Source organism: Pseudonocardia sp. DSM 110487, assembly GCF_019468565.1.
Lineage (GTDB): Bacteria > Actinomycetota > Actinomycetes > Mycobacteriales > Pseudonocardiaceae > Pseudonocardia.
In genome coordinates, this window is the sequence record NZ_CP080521.1 from 9,587,048 (window position 1) to 9,611,619 (window position 24,572).

A 24,572-nucleotide genomic window follows, 5' to 3' on the forward strand; every position below is an offset into this window, starting at 1 on the left:
GTGCACTCCCTTGCCCCGCACCGGCGCCCCGTCCGCGGTGCGGGAATCCAACGCGTGCACGAAAGCGACCAGCGTGTCGGTCAGGGTCTTGCCCTGGCCGGTGGGCATCCGCAGCCCGTGTCCCTTGGACATCGCGACCGCGCCGAAGATCTGCTGCGACCTCGGCCGCATGTCGACATCCGACAGCTCGTAGATGGCCGACAGCACCGCGATGGCCTCATGGGTGACCTCGCCGACGGCGCGCCCGTTGCGTACCGCCTCGGCCAGCTCCTCGTACCGAGCAGCCAGCTCCTCGAGCTTCTCCTGGCGCGCCGGCTCGTCGAGCTTCTTCTTGTTGCCCACCAGCTCGTTGCGCCGGTCGAGCAGCTGAAGCAGCTCGGTGAACGTCATGACGTGCGGCCCGGTTCCGCGTGACCCGCGCTCGGCAGGCGTCCCCATGGAACGTCCCTCGGCGGGGGTCTCGCCGCGCCGGACCGCGCGCACGTAGTCCAGCGCCTCCCGCACGTCTTCCTTGGTGGCGCGGGACTCCTCCGTCAGCCGGCGCACCGACGGCAGCTCGATCGACGGGTCCTTCAGCAGAGCGCTGGTGCGCTCCGCCAGCAGGAGCTTCGACACGAACCCCAGTTCCGCGCGTGCCTCGGCCACCTTCACGCCGAGCTCGTCGGCCAGCTGCTTGGCCGTCAGAATCGTCGGCTGCTTGCCGGCCTCGAGGTCCTTCGCGGCCTGCTCGACGATCTCTTCGGCCCGCTTACCCAGCAGGCCTTCCTTCAGAAGGCCGTGCAGGACCTTCGCGTCCTTCTTCGTGGCGCCCGGCGCCGCTTCCCGCAGTTCAGCCGGCGTGGCCGCGGCCCCGGTCTTGACCAGCTCCCGGACGTGCTCAATCAGAGCAGTCCGGCCCTCGACCCGCTTCAGCGCCTTCAGCAGCTTCCTCGCGTGGTACGCGGTGATGGCCTCGTTGCCGTTGGCGCGCAGGTACTCGGACAGCTGCTTCGGTGACGGGTCCGTCCCGCCGTTGTCCCTCCGCAGGGTTTGGACCGCGTCGGGCAGCGAGACTGCCGGGGCCTCCTCGCCGCGCGGCGAGGTCGAGCCGGCCTCCGGTGTGTCATGCGGCCGGGTGCCGGCCCGCGTGGGCGTGCCAGCTCCAGTCACCGTGTGTGGTGCTTCCGGGCCCTTGGGCGTAGTGCCCTCGGGTGTAGCCGCTTCCGACCGCTCGCCACCGCCGTGACGCACGGCTGCAGCGGGGTCTAGCGGAGTGTTCTCACCGGATTCGCCGTGTGGCGCCTCCTCTGCTCGCTTTGGTCCGGTCGGTGCTTCCTCGGTCGCGCTGGACGCGGCCGGCCCGTCTGCCTGGTCGGTCTCCTTCCGCTCAGTGGGTGTTGGCTCGTTCCGTCCGATGTTGCTGTTCGGGGTGGTGCCGCTCGGCGGGGGGGCACGGGCGCCGTGTTGCGCCGGGCTGGGTACCGGCAAATTGTTGTCGACGGTCGGCCTGGCTTCGGTGGTCGTGCGCGGCCCGTCGGCCCGGCCGCCGGCACCGACAGCCTGAGTGTCGTTGCCGGTCCTGCCACCCGTCGGGCCACCGGCGTTCGCCCCGGACGCTCCGGTGCGGCCCGGCGGCGGCACGGGGCTGCTACCCGGGTCCAGCGGTGGGTCTGGTGGCGGGCGAGGGCTGTCGGGGCGGCCGGAGCCAAGTGTGCCGGGGGCCCGATCGCCCCGACCGGCGTCACGGGTGCCGTCACCGACCGAGGAGGTCTCTCCGACGGCGCGCCGCCCCGGAGATCCCTTGAGGTGCGGCTGATCGCCGGATTCGGCCTTGCCCGGCTCCTGGGCCTTGGCGCCGACGTACTCCCCGATCGCTTCTTCCAGCTTCGGGCCCGGAGCCCTACCGGTGCCATGCCACGTGACGGCCGCCGTGCCCTCCGGCGCCGTGCGCCACATGGTGTCGCCGTCGAGGTACTCCACCTTCCCGTCGGCCCTCTTGATCGCCTCGACCATATGGCCCGTGCCGTCGGCGTTCTTGATCCAGACGACCACGCGGGTTCCTTGCGGCGCCGCGGCCATCCGGTTGTCGAGCTGCTCCGCGGTGATCAGCTCGGTGCGGCCTTCGACGAGACCCTCGATCTCGTCCTGCATGAGGGCGGTCTTCTGGTCGCGATACGACGCCTTCGGCACGTCCGCCAGGACGATGTCGGCCGGATCAGCCTTCTGCACCCGCAGCCGTACCTCACACCCGCAGTTCCGCTCCGCGCCGAGAGGCGCCGCGAGACCGCGGGACAGCGCGGTGTAGATCGAGTTGTAGAGCCCGTTGTAGCCCGGCGTCGTTCTGGGGTCCACCCGGGAACGCGGCGCGAACTTCCACCTGTCGAAGCCCCCGGACACCCGAGTGGCGCGGTCGGTGTTGACGGGGCGGTACGACACCTTGCCGAGTTGGTCGAGTGGCCCGACCGCGTTGCGGGTCGCCTCCAGGAACGGCCCGACGCCGGGGATCCCCGACAGGTCCTTGTGCTCAACCGACTTCAGGACGGCGCGGGTGGCGCCGTGCAGGCCGGAGCGAACCGAGGGAACAACCGGGCGAATCGCCATTCGCGCGCCCAGCCCGGCGCCGCGCACGGCCATCATGGCGGGCATCAGCGGCACCGCCACGATCGCCTGGGAACCCACGAGCAGGGCGTTGCTGCCCTCGGCCACACCCTTCAGGAACTTCTCGGTCTTGACATGCCCCTTCGCCTTCGCGAGCACGGCGCCGGCCCTGGCCCCGGCGGTGAGCGGCGCGAACCCGAGGCCCCACATGGATTCCCGCATCACCGCGAAGGCCGCGCCTTCGAGGCCTTCGTCGGTGTACTCGTCGGCAAGCCGGTCCCAGTCACCCTTGTGCCAACTTCGCGGGTTCCACCAGCTCGCCCCGTAGCCGTTGACGCCCTCGTTGATCATCGCGCCGCTGTCCGCGAAGCCTTGGGCGAACATGCCGGCCGCCGGTAGTTCGTCGTTCAGGTAGTCGAGGAGGCCCTGCCCCTCCGCCCGCTCCGGCAGAACGAGCTCGATGGGGTTGTCGTCGCTCCAGTTCGGGCCCCGGACCGCCATGTTGTAGCCCGTTTCGCCGATGGCGCCCACCAAGGTGGCCCCGCCCACGATCACGGTCTCGGTGGCGATGGTGGCGGCGACATGAACCGGGTTGTCGATGATGAGGTCCGGCATGAACGGGCGCTCGGTCGGGCTCATGTCGGCCACGTCGTAGAGGTTCGTCTTCTCGGGGATCTGGTCCGTGATCCAGTCCCGGGTGCCCTCGGCCTTGTCCTGAATCCAGTCCACGACGCCGGAGCCGGGCTTCCCATTGACCTCGACGAACCTTACGTCGCCGGAGCGTGAGTACAGGTCTTTGGCCCCGAGGACGGTGAAGTTCCGGTCCTGCGCCTCCGACATGCCGTCCGCCAGCTGTTTCAGGCTCTCGGTGCTGCCGCCGCCGACGTCGAAGAACTTGGTCTTCCCCTGCCCGTTGGTGACCTGGTAGAGGGTCATCCAGTCGTAGGTGTCTTCTTCCTCGTCGTGGACGAGGACCCGCTGGCTGCTGACGATCTCGCTGCCGTTGCCTTCGTCACCCTCCTCGAGGAAGTCCTCGATCTCGTCCTGCAGGTCGCCCTCGATCGCGCCGTAGGCGTCCCGGTCACGCTGTCGCTCTTCCGCTGTGGCGCCGGTGCCGCCCGGGTGCTTGCTGTTGAAGAGGATGTCGTCGCCGCCCAGCCGGTTGTAGTGCTGCTGCGCGTCCCCCATGGCGGCGATCGCGGCGCGGCGGTCCGCTCGATTCTTGCCCCATCGCCCCTCGTCAATGACGGTGCCGTCGACCAGGTCCCGCACCAGGCCGGTGTCCCTGTCAATGGACTCGACGTTGAGCACACCGTTGACTGCCATCGCCAGGTCAGGGCCTTGACTGGGTAGGTCGTAGGCGGCCCTGTCGTTATTGCCGTTGCCGAGCCGGTTGTCGTCGGAACGGAACGACCGGTCCCGGGCTGTCGTGTTGTAGCCGGCGCCGGCAACTGCGGCCAAGCTCCCGACCGAGGCGGCGAGCTCCTCCTCCTCGGGCGTCAGCCCGGACTTCCCCATCTGAGACACCATGTCGTTGGCCCGCTGCTGCAGGTCCCACCAGTCGCCGAGCTGATCAGCCCACGCGTCGTCACCTGTCTCGCCGGCCCACGGGGAGTCGGCGGCGAGCAGATCGCCCGAACTGGACGCCCCGAGCAGGTCCGCCTCCTTCCGCATGTCCTGGATCCGCGTCCGCGAGTCCCCGATCGCGTTCGCCTCGCGCTCGATCGCGTCCCACGCGTCGTCGAGACGGCTTTGCTTGTTTTCGAGGCGTTCAGCCTCGGCGTTGTACTCGGCTATCTCCGCCGCGGATGCGCCTGGGCCCGGTTGGTTGCGGTTGTGCTCCCGCATCCGCCCGTTCAGGTCCTGCTGCTGGGCCACCCACGCGTCGGCCTCGTCGTCGGCTGCAGCCTCGCGCGGGCGCAGGCTCAGGTCGGCGATCACCGTGGCGCGCGCGGTGATCTCTTGTTGCTCGGTCAGCTCCGGGAGGACCGGCACAAGCTGGTCGCCCATCGGGCCGTCTTCGACCTGTGCGCCGTGCCGCCCGGCGATGTCCTGCATCTTCCGGCGCTGCTGGTCCGACGACTCGCCGCCGAGGACGTCCTCCGCCAGGCCCAGCAGGCGGCCGTCGGCCGCGGTCGTCGGGTCGCTGGGCCGGGTCGGGACGGTGATCTGGGAGATCCCGTCGACGATGCCGAAGTTCTTCTCGATGTCGCCGCCCGCGCCGAAGTCGTCCAGGGTCTTCTGTTCATCCCTGAGACCCTCCAGCTCGCCGGAGGTGAGCCCGCCCTTGAGCGTCCGCTTGATCTCGGTGAGGGCCTCGGCCACCGCCGGATCCTTGGGGTCGGCGAGTTCGACGTCCCGGCGCAGGTCGGCCTCTGCACCAGCGACCTCGAGGACCAGCAGATCCTCCTGGGTCTGGTTGAGCTGCTTTGCCTCCTTGTCGTAGATGCGCTTCTGCTTGTCGTTCAGCTTGTTGTACTCGCTCTGGCTCAGGTAGGGCAGCGGGTCGCCCTCCTTGAGACCCAACGCCTCGGCCGTCTCCTTGTCGACCGGCGAACCGGTGCTGGAGCGTTCGGCGTCCGGGTCGAGCACCAGCAGCCAGGACCGGTCACCGGCGTGAACGGCGTCCTCTGTGTCGGTCCAATCCTGCTTGCATGCGGTATCGCTGTCGGCGCAGAACTCAGGGCCGTTGGCGAACCAGGTCAGCTGCTCCTTGTCCGCGAAGCTGCTGTCGCAGCCATCGCGCCGGCTGCATGTCCCCCCGGTGTTGTGGCCGTCCTTGCCGCCGTAGAGCAGGATCGTGCCGCAGATCCTGTCCGAGTTGCAGGACTGGTAGTCGCCCTCGGCGGTCTGGCCGTAGCACGTACCGGTACCCGCGCCGGTGTAGCAGACCGCGCCGCCACCATTGCCCTTCTTGTCGCTGAACACCTGGGTGAAGCTGCACTGCGCGCCACTACAACCCTGCTCGTCGCCGTTCGGGGTAAAGCTGTTGATCTGGCCGGACTCGATCATCTCGGCGTGGAACATGCCGTTCGGGGCCTGCTCGTTGTCCGGGTCGGCGAACTGATGGCGCATCGCGCAGCGCCCGGTGCACTCCCGCACGCTCGGGTCGATCTTGCTGGCATTGATGTACGGGTCGCGCACGCAACCGACTGAGCTGTCGGAGGCGCACTCGCTGACCACGAAGTCGTAGGCAGCGTCATCCATGTCCTCGCGGCACAAGCCGACGCATTCGACGAACCCGCCTTCGCCGTTCTTGTCGGGTGTCACGGCGATGACGTAGTCGTCGGGCTCGGGCACATACGGCAGACCGTTGTCCACACGCTGGGCGTTCTCGATCTTCGTGCCATCCGGGAACATCACATAGCCGGTCTGGCCGTAGAACTCGTACCGGCCATGTGGATCGCCCTTGCTGGCGGTCTGCACGAAGGCGCTGTTGGGCAACTCCTTCGCCCCGGCTGTCTTGACCCCCTTCTGCCACTCTGGGAGGTCGCCGTAGGTCTGCATCTTGACGCCCTCGAACGAGGTGAAGACACCCTCGCCGTTCCAGCCGCCCCACGCCGGCCCGGACTTGTCCCGGCCGACGAACCAGGCGTCGGCGCCCTTCGTGCCCTTCTTGCCGCCGATGTCGAACGTGTCCTCGACGACCTTGCTGTTCTTGGTCTGGCCGTTGCGCAGCGCGCCCTTGCAGCCGGTCGGGCAGGAGACGGTGAACCGGCCACCGGTCTTGTCGCCGAAGCGCGCGTGGACACCGCCGTTGCCGTTGGCCGTGGCCTGGCTGCCGGTGAAGGCGTCCATGATCGAGCCGGTGGTCGCAGCCCAGCCCATGGCGCGACCCTTGTCGTCGACGTAGACGCCGGCACTCTTCGGGTCGGTGGCGGTGTGGTACTTCTTGCCGTCCGGCTCCGTCGGGACGCTGGGCATGAGATCACCGTTCTCGCTGTAGGTGATCTTCTGGCCGCTTTCGCCGACACCGGCCTTCTTACCGCACTCGGCCTTCTCGCAGGGGATCCACTTGCCTTTGCCCTTGTCTCCGAGGTCCTGGAACAGGTATTGGCATTTGGTCGTGCTGCAGGAGATCTCGGCGCCGAAGCGGTTCTTGCTGAGGTCGACCCGCTTACCGGTCTTCGGATCGACGACTATCGGCATCTTCGTCTTCGGGTCGACCATCACCTTGTGCGTCTTGGGGTCGATCTTGACGCCGGCCGCCTGCGCCCGCCGCCACCCAGCGTCCGCGGTCTTGTGCCAGTCGCTGTCCCCGGCCTGGCGGAACCTCGCGCAGTACCCGTCGCAGAACGCGTCGCCACCGTCGGGTTGGCCGGGGACTGCCAACGCGGTCACGCCGCAGCCACCGTTGTTGCCCGAGCACTCGGCCGACTTCCACGCCGTGTGGTAGCCACCGTCGTGGTACCAGTCGGCCGCACGCTCCTTGCCCCGCGCGCTGTCCATGGCGTGGGCCTCGAAGGGGGCATAGCAGTTTGCCGCGCCCGAGCAGGTCGCCGACGCCGACGCGTGGTTGCCGCTGACGTAAGCACTGGCCGACACCGCGACCCCGCCGCCGCCCATGCCGCCCCCGCCGGAGCCGTGCGCATACGCCGACGCCCACGACCCCTTCTTGCTCGGGTCCCCAGCAAAGGCCGACCGGGTCGCCTCGTAGCTGTGGGTGCAGTTGGTGCCCTTGGTTCCCGTGCAGGACGCCGACGCCTGCGCCGAGTCCCCGGTGCCGGACGCCGCCGCGGTGGTCGTGACCTGGCCTGCGCCGAAGGTGCCCTTCTTGTGGCCGTGGGCGAAGGCGCTCGCACCCGGCGCTGAAGCGGTACTGCGTGCGCTGTACGAGTAGCGGCAACCAGAACCCTTGCTCCCCTGGCAACCTGCCGCGGCAAACGCTGACTGACCGGTGGTCTGCGCGGTGGTGTTGGTGCCACACCAGCCGGAGCCTGCGCCGCCGCTGTCACCGCAGCGGGCGTTGGCCGCGGCCCGATTGGCCCCGGTAACGGACCCCGCCTTGCCGCTGGCCGAGTAGCTGTAGCGGCAAGTCGAGCCCTTGCTGCCCTGGCACGACGCCGCCGTCTGCGCCCCCTCGGCGGTGGCGCCGACCCGGCTGGTGCCCGCGCACTGGCCGTTCTTCCCGCCGATGCAGGAGGTGCGCGAGAACGCCTTGTTGATCCCGCCCGGCGCGGCCGCGCGGGCCTTGCCGGTGGTGTGGGTCTTGCAGCCGGTACCGAGACAGTTGGCGGTCACCTCGGCGACGCCCTTGGCGGCGTACCCGGCGGTCGTCGCCTGGCAGACGCCGGCCGTCTTGCAGGAGGCGGTGGAGGTGCCCTTGACCTTGGCCGCGCCGACGGCGTCCGTCTTCGACGACGTGCGGGTGGCACAGCCGGTCTTGGTGCCGTTGTCGCAGGTCGCGGTCATCGACGCGGTGGTCGTGGCAAACCGCTTGTCGGCCGTCACTCTCGGCGCGGTGGACGCGGTCGAGGAGTTCGCGGTGATCTGCGCCTGGCACGCCCTGGTGCCGTCGCAACCCGTCGTGCCGGTGGCGGTGCTCTTGCTGCGCTGCCCCTTGGGGCCGGCAGCGCCCTTGACATCGCCGGTGAGCGTGCCGATGCAGCCCACGGGGCAGTCGATCTGAGAGGTGGCCTGCGCGCTGCCGGAGATCCCGGGGACGGCCTTGGCCTTCTTGCCCTTTCCGGTGGTCTGCCCGGAGTCGCGCTCTGTGGTCGCGGTGGCTTCGCTGCTCGCCGCACATCCGGCCTCGGCGGCCGTGCAGCGGCCCCCGGTGTGCGTGCGGCCCGGCGTGCCACTCGTGCCGCCGGTGGTCGCGGCGGTGCATCCCGCGCCCGCGCACTGCGCGGTCGCACTCGACTCGGCCATCGTGGCCGGAGCGTCCTTCACCGGCTTGCGGGCCAGTGCGGCGGACTGGGTAGCCGTCTTCCGCGCCTGCTTGGCGGTCTTCGCGGCCTTGGCGGCCGCCTTCTTCTGTGCTGCGGTCGCGCCCGGCCGGGCGGCGACCTCCGCAGCCTCACGCGCCGCGGCGTCAGCCTCGGTGGCCTGCCCGCGAGCCTGCTCGGCAGCGGTCTTGCGCTTCTCCGCAATTATGTCGGCCACGACCTGGCCGGAGCCTGCGGAGGAGTTCGTCTGAGCGTGGCAGCCGGACTGGCTGCTGGTGCAGGTAGCGCTGTCGGTGGTGGCACCCTCCGGTGGGCCGCGCGCCCCGTTGCCCGTCTTCACCGCGATCGGGCCGTCGCTGCCGGCGGCCGAGGTCCGCGCGGTGCCGGAGCACAGCGTGCCGGCCTCGCAGTCCATCGTGGCCGACGCCATCGACCAGCTCGACGCGCCCGGCACCGTCGGGCCACCCGAGTTCGCGCTCGAGCCCGGAGCCACCGGAGCCGGCACCGTCGCGGGGTCCTGCTGCTGTCCGTCCCGCGGCTGGTCGGCCGGAGCCTGCTCACCGGTGGTACCCGAGGTGACGGTCGCGTTCTCCGTGGATCGCTTCTGCATGAGCGGCGCGATGGTGTTCGCGTCCGAGCCGCTCGACGAACCCGAGTTCGTCACCGCATGGCACACGCCACCGGACACGCCCTCGCACGACCCCTTGGAGTAGGAGGAGCGCTGATCCGACGACACGGCCGGGTCGACCGCGGACGCGTTGCTGTACACCTTCCCGCCGCACGCCGCCTCGCCCTCGCAGGTCAGCACGGCACCCGACGCCGATGCCGCCGACGGGCCCGCCGCCAGCCGCTTCGCGTTGACCGCCTGCGCCTGCCCGTCCGCGCCCGGCCCCGCCAGGGCCAGCGTGGCACCCGGGCCGCTCGACGCCGTCGACACCGACTTGCCCTCGCACCCGCCGGTCGCACCCGTGCACCGGGCGATGCCGTTCGAGGTGCGCGGCTTCCCCTTGGCGACAGCGCCGTCCCAGGCGGACGTGCTGGTGCGCACCACGCCGGTGCAGGTCGTGCCGGCCTCGCACGAGAGGTTCGCGCTCGACGACGACGTCGACGACGGGCCGGTCAGCTTCTGGCCCTTCACCGGAAGCCCGGTCTTCGGGTCGATCACCACGTAGTCCGCGGCGCTCGACGCCGCCGAGCTCGTCTCACCCGTGCAGCCACCACCGGTGACTCTGCAGTCGGCCTTGGCCGAGGTGCCGCGAGCATGCTTCGTGACGCCGGTGTCCCGCGCGCTCGTGGACGAGGTCGCCGTGCCACCGCACTCGGTGGCCGCACCGGAGCACTCCACCGACGCGTTCGCCGTCGACACGCTCACCGGACCCGACACCGCCGCTACACCGGACTCCGCGGCCTCACTCGCGTCGCGGTCGGCCACGGTCGTCTCGGCAGCCGTGGTGCAGCCGGCGCCGTCGCCGTGGGCCGTGCACGAGGAGCGACCGGTGCTGTCGCGCACGCCCTTCACATCGCCATAGGCGCCACCGGAGGTGGTGCTCGACCCGGACGCCACACACGCGGCGGACTCGCAGTCGATCTCCGCATCGGCCGAGCTCGACGCTGCCAGCTCACGGGTGGTCTGCCCGTCGACGCCGCGGTCGCTCACCTGCGAGCTCGACTGGGTCCCGCACCCGCCCGCGCGCGCCTCGCACTTCGAGGAGCCGCTGGTCTTCCGGACGGCCGCGACCCCGCCGCGCTTGGCCGGGGCGCCGGTGACGGAGCCGGTGGTGGCACTGTTCGCCTTGCCCGCGCAGGTGTCGGAGTCGCAGTCCAGGTTCGCGCCCGCCGTGCTGGACGCGGTGGCGTCCCCGTCGGTCAGCGACGCGGACCGGAGCAGGTCGCCCTGCTCGTCGGCCGAGCTGTCGACCTCCGTGTGGCTGTAGGCCTGGCAGCCGCTGCCGGCCGACTCGCACGACGCACGCCCCGTGCTCTTGCGCGACGCTCCTGCCGCGACCCCGCGCGCGGAGCCGGTGGTCCTCGTCGTGCCGGTGCTGGTGCAGTCGTCGTCGCAGTCGATCTCGATGACCGCGTCGCTGCTGCCCGCGCTGCCGCGGGAGTCGCCGTCGGCGTCGACCCGCGACTCGCTGCGCGTGTCGCACCCACCACCGGAGGCCGTGCACTTCGCGGTGCCGGTGGTCGCCGACTCCGGCGTGCCGTTGGCGGCGGCGGCCTTCTTGCCGCGGGTGCCCGCCTTCTCGGTGCCCGTCTTGCCCGCGCCGCTCTTGTGGCCTGCGTTCGTGGTGCTGCTCGCCGAGCCCTTGCACTCCGTCGCGCAGTCGAACTCGGCCGCCGCCACGACCTCGCCTGACGGGTCGTCCATGTCCACCGAGCTCGAAGTGCCGCATTCGCCCTTGCACTGCGACCGCCCGCTGCCGTTGCGGCGCGTCTGGTCGGTCGCGGCGTTCCCGGCGACCTTCTTGGTGCCGGCCAGCTGCGTCGCGGGGCGGTCGTTGCCCGACCCGTTGGTGCGGGTGTCGCACGAACCACCGCCGCTGTCACACGACGCCTCCGAGCCGTGTGGCGTGGCGACGCTGCGCTGACCGCACTCCCGCGCGGCCCCCGAGCACCGCGCGGAAGCCTTCGTGACCTTGCCGTCGGCGGCCCGGCTGGACGCGTTGCTCGCGCAGCCGGCCTTGTCGCACGACGCCTCGGACTTCGAGCCACCCGACTTCGAGGACGCCCCACAGCCGGAGGAGATCCCGGACAGGCAGACCTGGCGCTCCGAGTCCCGCTTCCCCTTCGCGGACTCGCTCACCGATCCGCACTCGACGAACCCGCCGTCCGAGCCGCACCCGGCGACCGAACCCTCGCCGTCCAGGTCGTCATCGGACACCGCGTCCGGGTCGTGCCCGGTGGCTTCCATCAGCTCGTCGGTGGCCTCGTAGACCTTGTCGCGCTCGGCCTCGTACTTCGCGACGTTCTTCTTGTGCGCGGCCTTGGTCACCTTCCCGGAGGCGACCTTCTTCTTCTCGGCCTCGAGCTTGGACTCGCTCTTGTCCAGCTTCCCCTGTCCGTTGACGACGTCGTCGACCAGCTTCGCCCGATCCGGAGCCAGCTCCGCGCGATCCGCGGCGACCTGCTGCTCCAGCTTCTTGTGGGCGGCGGCCTGCTTCTTGTACGCGCCCGTGGTCGCCTTGCCAGAGGTCACGGCCTTCTTCGTCTTCGCGAGCTTCTTCTCGCTCTTCTCGACCTTGATCCGGCCGTCGAGCACCTTCTCGGTCTGCTCTTCCGAGTCGTCGTAGGACTGCTCGTCCTCCGCGTCCTGGTCGCCGTCGGCAGCGTCCCGCTCTCGCGGAGGGGCGCGCGAGTGCGCGTCGGAGACGTCACGTGACGACAGCGCCGCCGCCTTGCCGGACGGCACGTCCGAGCAACCGCGCTTGCCGCACGCGCGCTCACGATCGGCTGCGGTCACGCCGGCCGCTTCGTCATCGCCGGCCGCGCGCTTCCGGGCGAGCGCCTTCCCGCCCCTCGCTTCGAGCTCGTCGGCGCCGCGGGCTCGCGCCCGGTCCGCCGCCTTCCGGACCGCCTTCTTCGCGCGCTCGCCATCCGCGTCCGACGCGCCCGCGTGGTCCGCGACCCGCTTCGCCGCGCGGGTCACGCCCTCGACCGCGTCGCGGACGTCACCCTCGGTAGCGTCGCGCACGAACTCGCCGACCCGTTCGGCCAGCCGTCGCGCGTCCTGATCCCCGTCGTCGTCCGTCCGGGACGACGCCTTGCGGGACGACACCTTGTGGGCCGGCTCGTCGCCGGAACCCCGGACCTTCTTCACCTCGGGGCTGTCGGCGTCCTGCCTCGACCGCTTCTTGCCGGCAGCCTCTTCCTGCTCCTGACCCGAGCGCCGCGCGCCGCGCTCGACGCCGCCGCGATCCTGGGCGGCGCGGTCGCTCAGCCGGGCACGGTCGTCACCACGATCCGCGGTGCGGACCGTCCCCCGGTCCTCGCCGTCTTCCTCGTCAGTGGCGTTCGCGTCGCGGTCACGCTTCGATCCCGGCGCCTTCTCGACGGCGTCCTTCACCGCCTTCCGCGCCCGAGAGACGTGGTCCTCCACCTCGTCGAGCGACTCCCGGACCGCCTTGCGCACATCGTCGCCGTCGCCGTCGCCGTCCTCATCGCCGTCGTCATCGCCGAGCGCCTCACGCACCCGCTCCCGGACGGCCTCGCGCACGCCTTCGCCATCGCCGTCGTCGTCCTTCTCCGAGGCACCAGCCCTGGACCCGCGCCCCTCGGTCTCGCGGTCGTCCCGCTCGCGGTCGCGGCCCTTCTTCTCCGAACCCTCGCCGTCGCCGTCGCCGGATTCGTTCTTGAGCTTCCTCTTCTTCTCGGGCTGCTCGCTGCCCTCGTCGTCGGACTCTTTCTTGGGCTTCTTCTCGCCGCCCTCGTCGCCGGATTCCTTCTTGGGCTTCTTCTCGCCGCCCTCGTCGCCGGATTCCTTCTTGGGCTTCTTCTCGCCGCCCTCGTCGCCGGATTCCTTCTTGGGCTTCTTCTCGCCGCCCCCGTCGCCGGATTCCTTCTTGGGCTTCTTCTCGCCGCCCCCGTCGCCGGATTCCTTCTTCTCCGACTTCCCACCGCCATCGGAGCCACCATCACCACCACCGCCGCCCTGCTTGCTGCTGACACCTCCCTTCAGCAGCCCTGCCTGGACGGCCGCCGGAACCACCGTCGCCGCGGACGCGGGCGTCGCGAGGAACGCCGCCCCGATCCACAGCACGACGACGGCGCCGGCCAATCCGAGCGTCCACCGCGCCACCGACCACAACCAGTCGGCGAGCGAGAGCCGCAGCCGCACGGCACCAACGCACGCGGGGAGGCCGGCGGCCTCACCGTCGTACGCGGAATACCGGGACATGAGCTGCGACTCCCAAGATCGGGTGGAGAACGACTACAGAGGCGTTCGGCGCCCGAGACCTATGGCCGCGGAGCGGAACAGAAGACATGCAAAAGAAGAGGATCACGCGCGTCGCGCCTGCGGCAGCGACCCACAGCTGGACGGTGAACACACGCCCAACAGCTTCTGCGACCTTCCGACCCACCCGTCGCGCTACGTCAGCAACCGGCGGTTCCGAGATCGCAACCCCGACTCGTCGAGTCGAAGCAAGGTAGAAGCTACCAGACGTTCATCAACTTCGTCGACCGTGGCCTACGCCACTCGGCCGCGGGCGCGGCCTCACGCCCGGGGCGACGGTGCGCGGCACCCGGACCTCGACCGGACGGCGGCACCGGCACCCACGCGTCGCATGCGATCTGTCTGCATGAACAGGCGGTGTACGCATTGCGGCGAAGGTGGCTACCGCCCGAGACACCGAATGAACGGAAAGCCAGACCGGGGGGTTCCGACCCGACCCGCGAGAATGGGGCAGGCTGCCGGTGCTGGTTTCGTGGATCGACGATCGCACCGACCCACCGGACGGAGGAATGTTCCACGAGCACCCCCGGCGTTGCGCCGACGTGCGGGTCGTGATCGGGTGCAGCGGGAAGGAGGACGACGGATGCCGCTGTGGACGCGCACTCGCCGAGGCTCACGCCAGGCGCGCGAAGCCGCACACGAGATCGCCGCGCGCCATGCCGCAGGCGTCGACCTCTGGCGCGCGGGACGCGCCGAGGAAGCGATGCCTATCATCGAGGAGGCGCTCGAGGGCTGCCGCATCGGGCTGGGGGAGGACAACCCCGCAACCCTGACGGTCGCCGGGAACCTCGGCGCCGTCAGCTTCTCGGCAGGCGCGTGGCAGCAGGGCCTCGATCTGCTCGCGGCGAGCGTCGCCGACCGCACGCGCACGTTCGGTCCGGCCGACCCCCGCACACTGACGGCCGTCGACGCGCTCGCCACCGCCTACCGCATCGTGGGCCGGATCGACGAAGCGCTCGCACTATCCGAGCGCGTGGCCGTCGAACGCAGCCGCACGCTCGGCCCCAGCCACCCCGACACGTTGACGTCGCGGCTCGGGTACGCGCTCGCGCGCGCGGCGTTCGGGGACATCGAACCTGCCCTCGCTCTTCTCGCCGCCGCGCTCGGAGACGCGGAACGGACGCACGGGCCACGCCACGAGCACGTCATCGCCCTGCGCGCGAACCTCGCGGGCTGCCTCGCCCTGCTCGGCAGGGCTGCTGAGGCCGCAGCCGAGCTCCAGCGGGCGGCCACCGACGCGGCCACGCTCCTCGGCCGAGGGCATCCGGAGACCGAGGCGCTGTTCGCCGACCTGGCCCACGCGCACGACCGATCGTGGTTCTTCTCGATCGGCCGGATGGCGGGTATGGGCCGCGACCGCGGCTGAATCTCAGTCTTCCCGCGCGCCGTCGGTTGTCACTCTGCGTAGCAGTGGCCGGGACGCGGCCGATGCCGCGCCCACTGCCCCGACACCTCCGGCGAGCATCGCAGCGAGCACGGCGAGCCCGGACGGCTCCAGCACGCCCGTCGTGGCCGCGAACGGGGACGCGCACAACAGACCCATCACCAGTGCGATGGCACCGAGCACGAGCAATGGGCGCAGCGTCTCCGCGCGCCGGGCGGCGTCGAGCACGGCGAGCGGGGTGCCGGCGAGCCGCAGCAGTCGCAGGGTGCGGCGATGGTCCAGCACGCGGGCGGCCGCCGTGGTCCCGGTGGAGGTCGCCGCGACGAGGAACGCCCCGGCGAGCACGACGAGCGCGCCCGTCCTCAGATCGGCCACGAGCTGCACGCCCTCGGCCTCCGACTCCCGCTCGGTCAGCACCGGTCGGTCCGCGAGCGACGCGAGCGCCGTGCGCACTGCGTCGCGCTCGGCGGGAGCGGCCGGAGTGACGGCGAGGCCCAGCTCCCCACGGACGTCGGTCAGCACGACGTCGGCGGCGAGCCTGCGCTCGGTGAGCCGCTCCCGGGCCGCCGCATCGAGATCGGCGACCGGCCGCGACGACACGACGCGCAGTGCGCTGTCGTCCCCGTGCGCGGCGGCCGGAACCGCCGCCGTCAGCGGAGCGAGGAAGCCCGCGACGAACACGGCCATCGTGACGCCCGCGAGCGGCCGGAAGGCGCCCCGCGGGTCGTCGAGCAACCTGCGCCCGGCGAGCAACCCGGCAGGGGTGCGCGCCGAGCGCGCCATCCCGGAGCCGAGCAAACGCACGACGAGCGGCCCGATCAGCGACACCGCGCCGAACATCGCGAGGACGCCCGCGCCGAACACGAGCCCGGCGATCGCCGCGGGCGCCAGCTGGCGCGCGCCGTCCGCGGCCGCGAACACGACCACGCCGCCCGCGAGCCCGAGCAACCGCAGGAGCCGTGCCGAGCCCGGCCGCTGCCTGCGCGCGACCCCGAGCGGCCCGATCACGACCTCGCGCATGCCGCCCAGCGCGGACAGCGTCGCGAGCACGGCCACACCGGCCACGATCCCGGCAACCGCTGCCGGCCCGGGCCGCAGGTCGGCCGCGAACCACTCGCTCCCGCCGAGGTCGATGGCCGCGAGCAGGGGTGCGAGCACCCACTGGAGCACGACGCCCGCCACCGCGGCCCCGACAGCGATCAGCGCGACCTCGGCGACCGCCGCAACGGTCACCTGGCCGGTGGAGGCGCCCAGCAGGCGCAGCGTCGCCAGCCGCTCGGCGCGCCGCGCCGCGGTCAACCGGGCCGACGCGCCGAGCAGGCTCGCCACCGGGAAGACGAGCAGCGCCACCGCGACGTACGTGAGCTGGCGGTAGATCGTCAACAGATCGGAGGCGTGGTCATCGAAGGTGGAGACGGGCACGGCGTCAGGAATCTCCGCCGGCGCGCGGCCGATGACGGCGACCAGCTCGTCGGGCCCCATCAGCCCGGCGTCCCCGATCACCCCCGCCGGCGCCGGGAAACGGGCGGCGAACTCATCGGCCGGGAGCTCGCGGGCGAGCGCTGCGAGCGCCGGTGAGAACCACACCTCGCCGGGCGCGGGGATCCGGGGCAGCCCCGGCGGCACCCCACCTTCCCGGGGCACGGCGCCTGGCGCCACGGCCGCGACGTCCACGCGGTGCACGACCCGGCCCGCAGCCGCGTCGAGGTCCGTCCGCAGCAGCGCTACCGGCGCACCCGTTCCCGCCACGATGTCGCCCGTGCGCCACCCGGCGCGGTCCTCCCGGGCGTCCCAGCCGTGCACCGCACCCAGCGCGACCGCGAGCAGCGCCGTGCCCATCGTGATCCCGATCCCGACCAGGGCGGCCGACGCGACGGCGCGGCGGCCACCGAGCCGCAGCAGTCGTATGGAGAGGACGATCACCGGGACCCGCCGGTCACGGCTGCGGGAACGGCCGCCGGATCGGTGCGCCCGTCGCGCAAGATGATCACACGGTGGCACCGGGCGGCGACGTCGGCGTCGTGGGTGACGACCACAAGGCCGGTTCCGGTGCGAGCGGCGATCCCGGTGAGCAGGTCGATCAGCCTGCGGCCGGTGTGGGTGTCGAGCGCGCCCGTCGGCTCGTCGGCGAACACGACCTCCGGTTCCGTCACGAGCGCACGGGCGATCGCCACCCGCTGCTCCTGGCCACCGGACAGCTGCCCCGGCCTACGCTGCTCGAGCCCGTCGAGGCCGAGCGCGGGGAACCAGGCCGCGGCCCGCGCGACCGCCGCGCCGCGGCGCACGCCGGCGAGCATCAGCGGCAGCGCCACGTTCTCGACGGCAGGCAGCTCCGGCAGCAGCTGCCCGAACTGGAACACGAAGCCCAGCCGTGACCCGCGCAGAGCCGTGCGGCGCGCCTCGGACCAGTCGTCGATCCGGTCGGCGCCCACCCACACCTCCCCGTCGTCCGGGCGCAGGATGCCCGCGAGGCAGTGCAGGAGCGTTGACTTGCCGGATCCGGACGGCCCGGTGACGGCCACCGCCTCGCCGCGGTGCACCACGATGTCCGCGCCCTGCAGCACCGGCGCCGCACCGAAGCGGTGCGCGAGCCGGATGCCCCGCAGTACCGGCGGGCCGCCCCCGATCACCGGCCGTCCGCGTCGGCGAGGTGCTCCAGCAACGGGAGCACGGCCATCACGACGAGGATGAGCACACCGCCCACCCACGCCGCCGTGCCGACGAACGCCACGATCATCTGCGCCATGCCCACACGATCGCCGGGCGGCATGCGCCTCCGCCTCGGCCGCAGGGCGGAACCCCGCACGGGTGGCTCGTACTTCCGGCCGAGGGGGATCGGCGACCCCGCACATAGGCTCGTTCCGTGATCCGCCTGCTCCGCTGGATCCGGCGGCACGCCGGGCTGGTCGCCGAGCTGGCCGCCTACGGGTTCTGGCTGCTCATCGACCTCATCATGGTGGTCGACAGCGGCCCGTTCGGCACCCTGGTGGCCGTCGTGAGCGTGCCGCTCGTCGTGCTGCTGCGCAGGCGGGCGGACGTCCGGCTGGTACCCACGGCTGCGACCGCCATCGGGCTGTCGATCCTGATCTCGCTGTTCTCGACGGCGCATGTTGCCGCGCTGCTGGGAGTCCCCGGACCGGTGTCGGCCCTCGCCTTCACCGAGCAGCTCGCGCTCGCCGTCGTCGTCGTGACCGTGCTGCACCGCTGCCCGCTGCGGCCCGCGCTCGTGCTCACCGTGGCAGCGGCGGTGGCGATCGTCGGCTCGCCGATCATGCGGATGACCGACTCGCCCGCCAGCGTCCTCAGCGTCATGTCGGCGCTCGGCTGGGGCGGTGCGGTAGCGATCGGACTGGTACTGCGCGAGATCGACACGCGCAGGCGGGCGGCCGTCGAGGACATCCGGTCCGCCGAGCGGATGGAACTCGCCCGCGAGTTGCACGACGTCGTGGCACACCACGTCACCGGCATCGTCGTCGCGGCGCAGGCCGCGGCCGTCGTGGCTCGCACCTCCCCCGACGACGTCGACCGCGCGCTCTCCGCCATCGAGCACGCCGGCACCGACGCGCTCACCGCGATGCGGCGGATGGTCGGCGTCCTGCGCGGGCAGGACGCCGAGGGCGCGCGGACACCCGGTGCGGAGCTGGCCGAGGTGCGCACGCTCGTACACCGGTTCGATCCCGATGCCCGCCTGGTGCGGCTCACCACCGATCCCGGGCTGGAACACGCCGTGCTGCCCCCGGGGGTGGCCGCCACCGGCTACCGGGTGGTGCAGGAAGCTCTCACCAACGTCCGCAGGCACGCGCCACACGTCGCGTCCGTCGAGGTGGACATCCGGATCCGCGAGGAGGCCCTGCTGGTGTCGGTGCGCAACGACGGCGTCCCCCCTGCCCCGGTGAGTGGGCGAGTGGGAGGCGGGTTCGGTCTTGTAGGCATGGGCGAGCGGGTGGCCGCGCTGGACGGCGTGTTCGCCGCCGGCCCGACCGGTCCCGGAATCTGGACGGTTTCGGTACGTCTCCCGCTGCGAGGTGCCCGATGATCCGAGTGCTGCTCGCCGACGACCAGGAGATGGTGCGCACCGGATTCCGGCTGATCCTTTCCGCCGAGCCGGGCGTCGAGGTGGTCGGCGAGGCCGGCAACGGCGTGGACGCCGTCACCCGTTCGCGCGAGCTGCGCCCCGACGTCGTGCTGATGGACATCCGGATGCCCCAGCTCGACGGCCTGGAGGCCACCCGCGCGCTGACCGCCGACCCGGAGCCGCCGCGCATCGTCGTCGTCACGACCTTCGACCTCGACGAGTACGTCTACGGCGCGCTGCGCGCGGGCGCGTGCGGCTTCCTGCTCAAGGACGCGGGCCCGCGGCTGCTCGTCGAAGCCGTGCGGGCCGCGGCGGCGGGCGACGCGCTCGTCTCGCCGTCGGTCACGGTGCGGCTGCTCGAACACCTGGCCGCCCGCCCGGTCACACGGACGCCTCAGCTACCCGACCCGCTCTCACCGCGCGAGCTGGAAGTCGTCCGCGCCGTGGCCCGCGGTCGCACCAACGCGGAGATCGCGGCCGAGCTCTTCGTCTCGCTCTCGACCGTGAAGACGCACCTCACGAACATCCAGACCAAGCTCTCCGCCCGCAACCGCGTCGAGATCGCCGCATGGGCGTGGGAGCACGGGCAGGTGCGCTGACCTCCTCTGGATCCGCGAGAACGTCAGCGGAACACGTCCTCCAGCGCGGCGGCATCGAGCACCCGTTCCGACCAGATGTCGAGCTGTTCAAGCGAGGCGGCATCGATCCGCGCGTGCGCGTCCTCGGGCACAGCACCGAACCTACGAGTAAGCAGCCGCACGAGCATGCGTGCCGCATGCTCGACCCGGCCCTTGGCCTCTCCCTCGGCCCGGCCTTTGGCCTCTCCCTCGGCCCGGAGTATGTCTGCGGTGGTCATGTAAACCTCCTCGGCCTCGGGACCGATCTGCGCCGCCAGCCAAGCGAGCCGGTGGGGTGGTGTCTCGCTGGCAGCTTGAATGTACTTCAGCAAGGCCGTTATCAGCTCGCGCCAGTCGGGGTAGCGCAGTAGGTCCCGCAGGTCGTCGATGTCGTCGGGGTCGATGGCGGCAACGGCGTCGCTGGCGTGGGTGGGGACGATCCGCAGCAAGCGCACGGTCAGCCGGACCGGCGTGCTGACCGGGCGTGCGCGCAGCGCTGTCTTGTCCAGCGTCGTGAGGTCGTCGAGCAGGAACCGGAACCGCGGCAGGAAGGCGCCCGCCAGCCGGGCCGTCTCCGGGTCCAGGTCCAGCAGTTCGCTCAGCTCGACCGGGTGGGCCCACCGCCGGGAGCCCTGGTAGACCACCAGCGGCACGATCATCGGCAGCCGCCTTGCCTTCGGGTGCTGCTCCAGGTGGCGCTCCCAGATCCGCATCACGTAGCGCAGCATCCGCAGCGGCATCATCGGGTCCGCGCTGCTCTGGTGCTCGATCAGGACGTAGACGTAGGCGTCCCGACCGTCGAGCGTGGTGCGCATGAGCACGTCGCAGTGCCGGTTCGTCAGCTCTTCGTCGACGAAGCTGCCGTTGACCAGGCGCAGGCCTGCCAGGTCCAGCCGCTCGGCGAGCGCCGCAGGCAGGACCGCGCGGAGTTCCGAGGCCGCGTGCACGGGCTTGCCGAACACGAACCGGAACAGCGCGTCGTGTGGCTGCGCGACCGTTCCACCCGAAGGACCGGGCTGATCGTGAGGATCCGGCATGATCGGCACGGTACGGACGGGCACCGACGGCCCCGCGGCACCAAGTGCGCAATAACGCCGTTCGCTCCCCCTGGACAGAATGCCGTTCCCATCGGGCCTGCGAACGTAGGTGGTCACCGCATCAGGCAGTCGCAATGATCAGGTAGCGCTCGTCCTGGATGGGGAATCCCCACAGCGCCGGATCCGGGAGGTGGCGCAGCTCGGCGGTGCTGGTCCCGCCCCGGACGATCGGCAGGAGGTCGTCAGCTCGCCAGCCGGCGCCCGTGTGCCAGCGCCCTTCGACGAGCACCAGCCGACCACCCGGCGCGAGCAGGCGCGTCCAGCGGCCCAGGACGGCGGGCACGTCAGGCAAGGCCCAGAGGACGTGCCGCGACAGCACCACGTCGAACGGTCCCGCGACCGGCGGATCGCTCACATCGCCTTCGATGAGAGCGACCTCGACGCCGAGGCGCCGGGCCTTCGCGGCCGCCTGCTCGAGCATCCGAGGAGAAAGGTCGATGCCCTGCACGGTGAAGCCGAGCTCCGCCAGGAGGGCGGCCACCGACCCGGTGCCGCAGCCGGCGTCGAGAGCCCGCGCCGGTGGCTCCGGGAGCGCGTCCAGCAGCAGCGCGCTCCACGCCGTGCGGACGCGCGCGTCCGACAGGCCGTGATCGGGATGCTCGTCGAAGCGATCGGCCTCCTTGTCCCAGACCTCCCGCACGGCGCTCGTCACGCCGGCGACGGTACCGACCTCAGCCCAGCTCCGTCGGCACCGCGACGACGTCGACCATCGCGCCGTTGCGCAGCACCGTCACCGGGAGCGGCACGCCGATCGCCTCGCCGAACAGCTGGCGCTGGATGCCCTGGGCGTCCTGCACCGGCCTGCGGCCGACGTCGAGCACGAGGTCCCCCGCCCGCAGCCCGGCCCGCGCCGCGGGGCTCCCACCGATCACCTCCGCGAGCCGCAGCCCGTTCTTGCGCCCGTACTTCTCCGCGACCGACGCCGGCACCGGTGCGGGGGTCCCGACCACGCCGAGGTAGGCCCGCCGCACCCGGCCATCGGCGAGCAGCGTCTCCACGATCCGGCGCGTGTTGGCGTTGACCGGGACCGCGAGTCCGAGCCCGATCCCGGCCACCGCGGTGTTGATGCCCACGACTCTGGCGCGCGAGTCGGCCAGCGCGCCCCCTGAGTTGCCCGGGTTGAGCGCGGCGTCGGTCTGGATCACGTCCTCGACCACCCGGCCCGCGCGACCGCTGCGGGTGGGCAGCGCCCTGCCGAGCGCGCTGACGACGCCGGCGGTCACCGAGCCCGCGAGCCCCAGCGGGTTGCCGACCGCCACCACGAGCTGGCCCACGACGAGCCCGTCGGCGTCGCCCAGCCGGACGGGCGGCGGCAGGTCGCCCGGGCGATCGGCCCGAAGGACCGCCAGGTCGGAGAGCGGATCGGTGCCGACCACGGCGACGCCGACCTGGGTGCCGTCGACGAAATCGGCTCGGCCCGAGCGCGCCTCGCCGACGACGTGGGCGTTCGTGACGAGGATCCCGTCGCCCGGCACCACCACCGCCGACCCGCTGCCGCGGCCGGTGCGTACGGCGGCGACGCGCCCCGTGAGCTCGGCCGCCACCGCGCTGACGGTGCGGGAGTAGGAGTCGAGCTCGTCCATGACGACCTCCTCGCGATTACAGCGTTGCACGTCTTGCGTGCACGAGGAGAACGCCAATCCGGACGCCGGTGTTCCGCGACACCCGCGCACGCAGACCGCGACTCGCCTACACCCAGACCGCGACTCGCGAGCGAGGAGCCTTCGGCCCTCGCGAGCCTCAGCTGGTGTGGATCGGGCCTTCGCGTTCGGCTAGCCGGGCACCCGCGCCGCCCCAGTGCAAGGCGATCATCTCGGCGGCGATCGAGACGGCCGTCTCCTCCGGGGTGCGGGCGCCGAGGTCGAGACCGATCGGGGAGGACATGCGCGCGATCTCCTCGTCGGTCACCCCTGCCTCGCGGAGCCGCTCGATGCGGTCGTCGTGGGTGCGGCGCGAGCCCATCGCCCCGATATAGCCCACCTCGGGCAGCCGCAGCGCGACCTCCAGCAGCGGGACGTCGAACTTCGGGTCGTGGGTGAGCACGCACAGCGCAGTGCGCCCGTCGATCCGGCCCGCCTCCGCCTCTGCCTTGAGATAGCGGTGCGGCCACTCGACGACCACCTCGTTGGCGCCCGGGAACCGGGAGGCGGTTGCGAACACCGGACGGGCGTCGCACACGGTGACCCGGAAGCCGAGGAAGCTGCCGATCTTGGCGACGGCGGCGGCGAAGTCGATGGCCCCGAACACGATCATGCGGGGTGGCGGGGCGAACGACTCGACGAACACGTCGAGGCCCTCGCCGCGGCGCTGGCCGTCGACGCCGTAGTGCAGCATCGCGTTTCGGCCCGCGTCGAGCAGGCCGCGGGCGTCGTCGCGGACGGCGTCGTCGAGGCGGTCGGAGCCGGTGCCGCCCTCGGAGCGGTCCGGCCAGATCACGAGCCGCTTGCCGAGTCGCTCGGCCGGCCCGGCGACGACGGTGGCGACGGCCACCGGCGAGCCGGAGCGGATCGCGTCGGCCACGGTGCCGAGCTGGTCGTACGTGGTGCGGTCGATCTTCTCGACGAAGATGTCGATGATCCCGCCGCAGGTGAGGCCGACCGCGAACGCGTCGTCGTCGGACACCCCGTAGCGCTGCAGCACCGGCCGCCCGTCGCCGAGCACCTGCTGGCCGAGCTCGTACACCGCGCCCTCGACGCACCCGCCGGAGACGCTACCGACGGCCTCGCCGCCGGGTCCGACGAGCATCGACGCGCCGGGCTGCCGCGGTGCGGAGCTGTAGGTCCCGACGACGGTGGCGAGGGCCGCGGTCTGCCCGTTCTTCCACCAGCCCTCGAGCTGATCCACGACATCACGCATCTTGTATCACCTCGAGCAGTCGTTCCAGGGTGGCCAGGCTGTGGCCGGCCAACAAGTCGTCCAAGAACGGCAGGGCTGCGACTATTCCACCCTGCACGGGCGCGTAGCCGTCCTTCCCGACATGCGGGTTCACCCACACCACGCGGTGGGCCAGCCGGCGCAGCCTGCTCATCTGTTCGCGCAGCACGTCGGTCTCGCCGCGCTCCCAGCCGTCGGAGAACACGACGATCACGGCCCGCCGCGCCGCGCCGCGCTGGCCCCACCGGTCGACGAAGGCGCGCAGTACCTCGCCCAGCCGGGTGCCGCCCGACCAGTCCGGGATCGCCTTCGCGGCGGCGCCGAGCGCCCGCTCGGGGTCGCGCATCCGCAGCTCGCGGGTGACGCGGGTGAGCCGCGTGCCGAGGGTGAACGCCTCCACCGCAGCGGGGGCGCGGCGGACCACGACGTGTGCGAAGCGCAGCAGCGAGTCGGCGTAGGGCTCCATCGAACCGGAGACATCGATCAGCAGCACGACCTTGCGGGCCCGCCGGGAGCGGTCGCGCCTGCGCAGCTCGCGCAGCTCACCGTGGTTGCGCAGGGCGGCTCGCAGGGTCCGGCCCGGGTCGGTGTCCCCGTGCTTGGACGGGCGCAGCCGGCGCGACAGGCGGGTCGGCAGCTCGGGGCGGAGTAGCGCCATCAGCCGGCGCAGGTGCTCGCGCTCGACGGGGGTGAGCTCGCCGAGGTCGCGGTTGCGGAGGATCTCGGTGCCGCTGGCGCGCGCGTGGATCTGCCGGGAGTCCGAACCCTCCTCATCGCCCTCGGCGTCCTCCGGCGTGAGCGCGGCCAGCCGCGGGGGCGGGGGTGGCCGCTCGTCCCGCACCTGGGTGCGGCCGCCATGGGCCGGCTCGAACCAGCTTGCGAACGCCTGGTCGTAGCGCGGCAGGTCGTCGGGGTCTGAGCAGAGGGTGAGCCGGCCGGCCCAGTACGTCTGCGTCCGATCGGTCACGTCGAGCGCGTCGAGCGCCGAGAGGAAGGCCGCCACCCGGTCGGTGGTGATGGCGAGCCCGGCGTTGCGGAGCACGACCGTGAACCCCACGAGCCCGGGGAGCGGGTCCGTGGTCTGGGGTGTGAGCGTCGGTGCCATC

At 72.0% G+C, this 24,572-nt stretch carries 11 protein-coding genes (1 of these 11 cut by a window edge); 3 read left to right on the top strand and 8 right to left on the bottom strand.

Annotation, left to right across the window (positions count from 1 at the left end; all coding sequences use genetic code 11):
• A protein-coding gene (locus K1T35_RS44885; protein ID WP_220257718.1) for a rhomboid family intramembrane serine protease crosses the window boundary here: on the bottom strand, positions 1-13,362 show its start. Its footprint begins 47,061 nt before the window's first position; only the first 13,362 of its 60,423 coding nucleotides appear in the window; it begins with the start codon at positions 13,360-13,362; its stop codon lies off the left edge, out of view.
• A 640-nt stretch (positions 13,363-14,002) separates the two neighbouring features.
• Here K1T35_RS44885 and K1T35_RS44890 point away from each other — a divergent pair.
• Positions 14,003-14,785 (top strand): tetratricopeptide repeat protein, encoded by a 783-nt coding sequence (locus tag K1T35_RS44890; protein WP_220257719.1) that lies wholly within the window; start codon positions 14,003-14,005, stop codon positions 14,783-14,785.
• 3 nt (positions 14,786-14,788) lie between these two features.
• Here the strand turns inward: K1T35_RS44890 and K1T35_RS44895 are convergent, their stop codons facing one another.
• Positions 14,789-16,726 carry an FtsX-like permease family protein gene (locus K1T35_RS44895; RefSeq protein WP_220257720.1) on the bottom strand — a complete coding sequence of 646 codons (1,938 nt, stop codon included), beginning with the start codon at positions 16,724-16,726 and terminating at the stop codon, positions 14,789-14,791.
• On the bottom strand, positions 16,723-17,433 hold the full coding sequence (locus tag K1T35_RS44900; RefSeq protein WP_255621359.1) for an ABC transporter ATP-binding protein: 711 nt from the start codon (positions 17,431-17,433) through the stop codon (positions 16,723-16,725). Before K1T35_RS44900 ends, K1T35_RS44895 begins: the two co-directional genes overlap by 4 nt.
• Before the next feature lie 233 nt (positions 17,434-17,666).
• Here K1T35_RS44900 and K1T35_RS44905 point away from each other — a divergent pair, with 233 nt between their 5' ends.
• Positions 17,667-18,839 (top strand): sensor histidine kinase, encoded by a 1,173-nt coding sequence (locus K1T35_RS44905; RefSeq protein WP_220257722.1) that lies wholly within the window; start codon positions 17,667-17,669, stop codon positions 18,837-18,839.
• Positions 18,836-19,477 (top strand): response regulator transcription factor, encoded by a 642-nt coding sequence (locus tag K1T35_RS44910; RefSeq protein ID WP_220257723.1) that lies wholly within the window; start codon positions 18,836-18,838, stop codon positions 19,475-19,477. Before K1T35_RS44905 ends, K1T35_RS44910 begins: the two co-directional genes overlap by 4 nt.
• Positions 19,478-19,500: 23 nt before the next feature.
• On the opposite strand, the gene K1T35_RS44915 is transcribed toward K1T35_RS44910, so the two are convergent.
• The 5 genes from K1T35_RS44915 to K1T35_RS44935 form a co-directional block, all read right to left on the bottom strand.
• Positions 19,501-20,532 (bottom strand): Rpn family recombination-promoting nuclease/putative transposase, encoded by a 1,032-nt coding sequence (locus K1T35_RS44915; protein WP_220257724.1) that lies wholly within the window; start codon positions 20,530-20,532, stop codon positions 19,501-19,503.
• A gap of 121 nt (positions 20,533-20,653) precedes the next feature.
• Entirely contained in the window at positions 20,654-21,244 is a 591-nt protein-coding gene (locus K1T35_RS44920; protein ID WP_220257725.1) for a class I SAM-dependent methyltransferase, read from the bottom strand.
• Positions 21,245-21,263: 19 nt separating this feature from the next.
• The gene (locus K1T35_RS44925; protein ID WP_220257726.1) at positions 21,264-22,175 is read right to left on the bottom strand and encodes a S1C family serine protease; all 912 of its coding nucleotides are present in this window, start codon (positions 22,173-22,175) and stop codon (positions 21,264-21,266) included.
• Positions 22,176-22,332: 157 nt separating this feature from the next.
• Positions 22,333-23,448, bottom strand: coding sequence for an XdhC family protein (locus K1T35_RS44930; protein WP_220257727.1), 1,116 nt, complete (start codon positions 23,446-23,448; stop codon positions 22,333-22,335).
• On the bottom strand, positions 23,441-24,571 hold the full coding sequence (locus K1T35_RS44935; RefSeq protein WP_220257728.1) for a VWA domain-containing protein: 1,131 nt from the start codon (positions 24,569-24,571) through the stop codon (positions 23,441-23,443). Before K1T35_RS44935 ends, K1T35_RS44930 begins: the two co-directional genes overlap by 8 nt.
• Position 24,572: the final 1 nt, after the last annotated feature.

Excerpts from the sequence above, each read along its gene's own strand:
- K1T35_RS44935 (WP_220257728.1), bottom strand. The coding sequence starts at position 24,571 with ATGGCACCGACGCTCACACCCCAGACCACGGACCCGCTCCCCGGGCTC.
- K1T35_RS44915 (WP_220257724.1), bottom strand. The coding sequence starts at position 20,532 with ATGCCGGATCCTCACGATCAGCCCGGTCCTTCGGGTGGAACGGTCGCG.
- K1T35_RS44890 (WP_220257719.1), top strand. The coding sequence starts at position 14,003 with ATGCCGCTGTGGACGCGCACTCGCCGAGGCTCACGCCAGGCGCGCGAA.
- K1T35_RS44930 (WP_220257727.1), bottom strand. The coding sequence starts at position 23,448 with ATGCGTGATGTCGTGGATCAGCTCGAGGGCTGGTGGAAGAACGGGCAG.
- K1T35_RS44925 (WP_220257726.1), bottom strand. The coding sequence starts at position 22,175 with ATGGACGAGCTCGACTCCTACTCCCGCACCGTCAGCGCGGTGGCGGCC.
- K1T35_RS44910 (WP_220257723.1), top strand. The coding sequence starts at position 18,836 with ATGATCCGAGTGCTGCTCGCCGACGACCAGGAGATGGTGCGCACCGGA.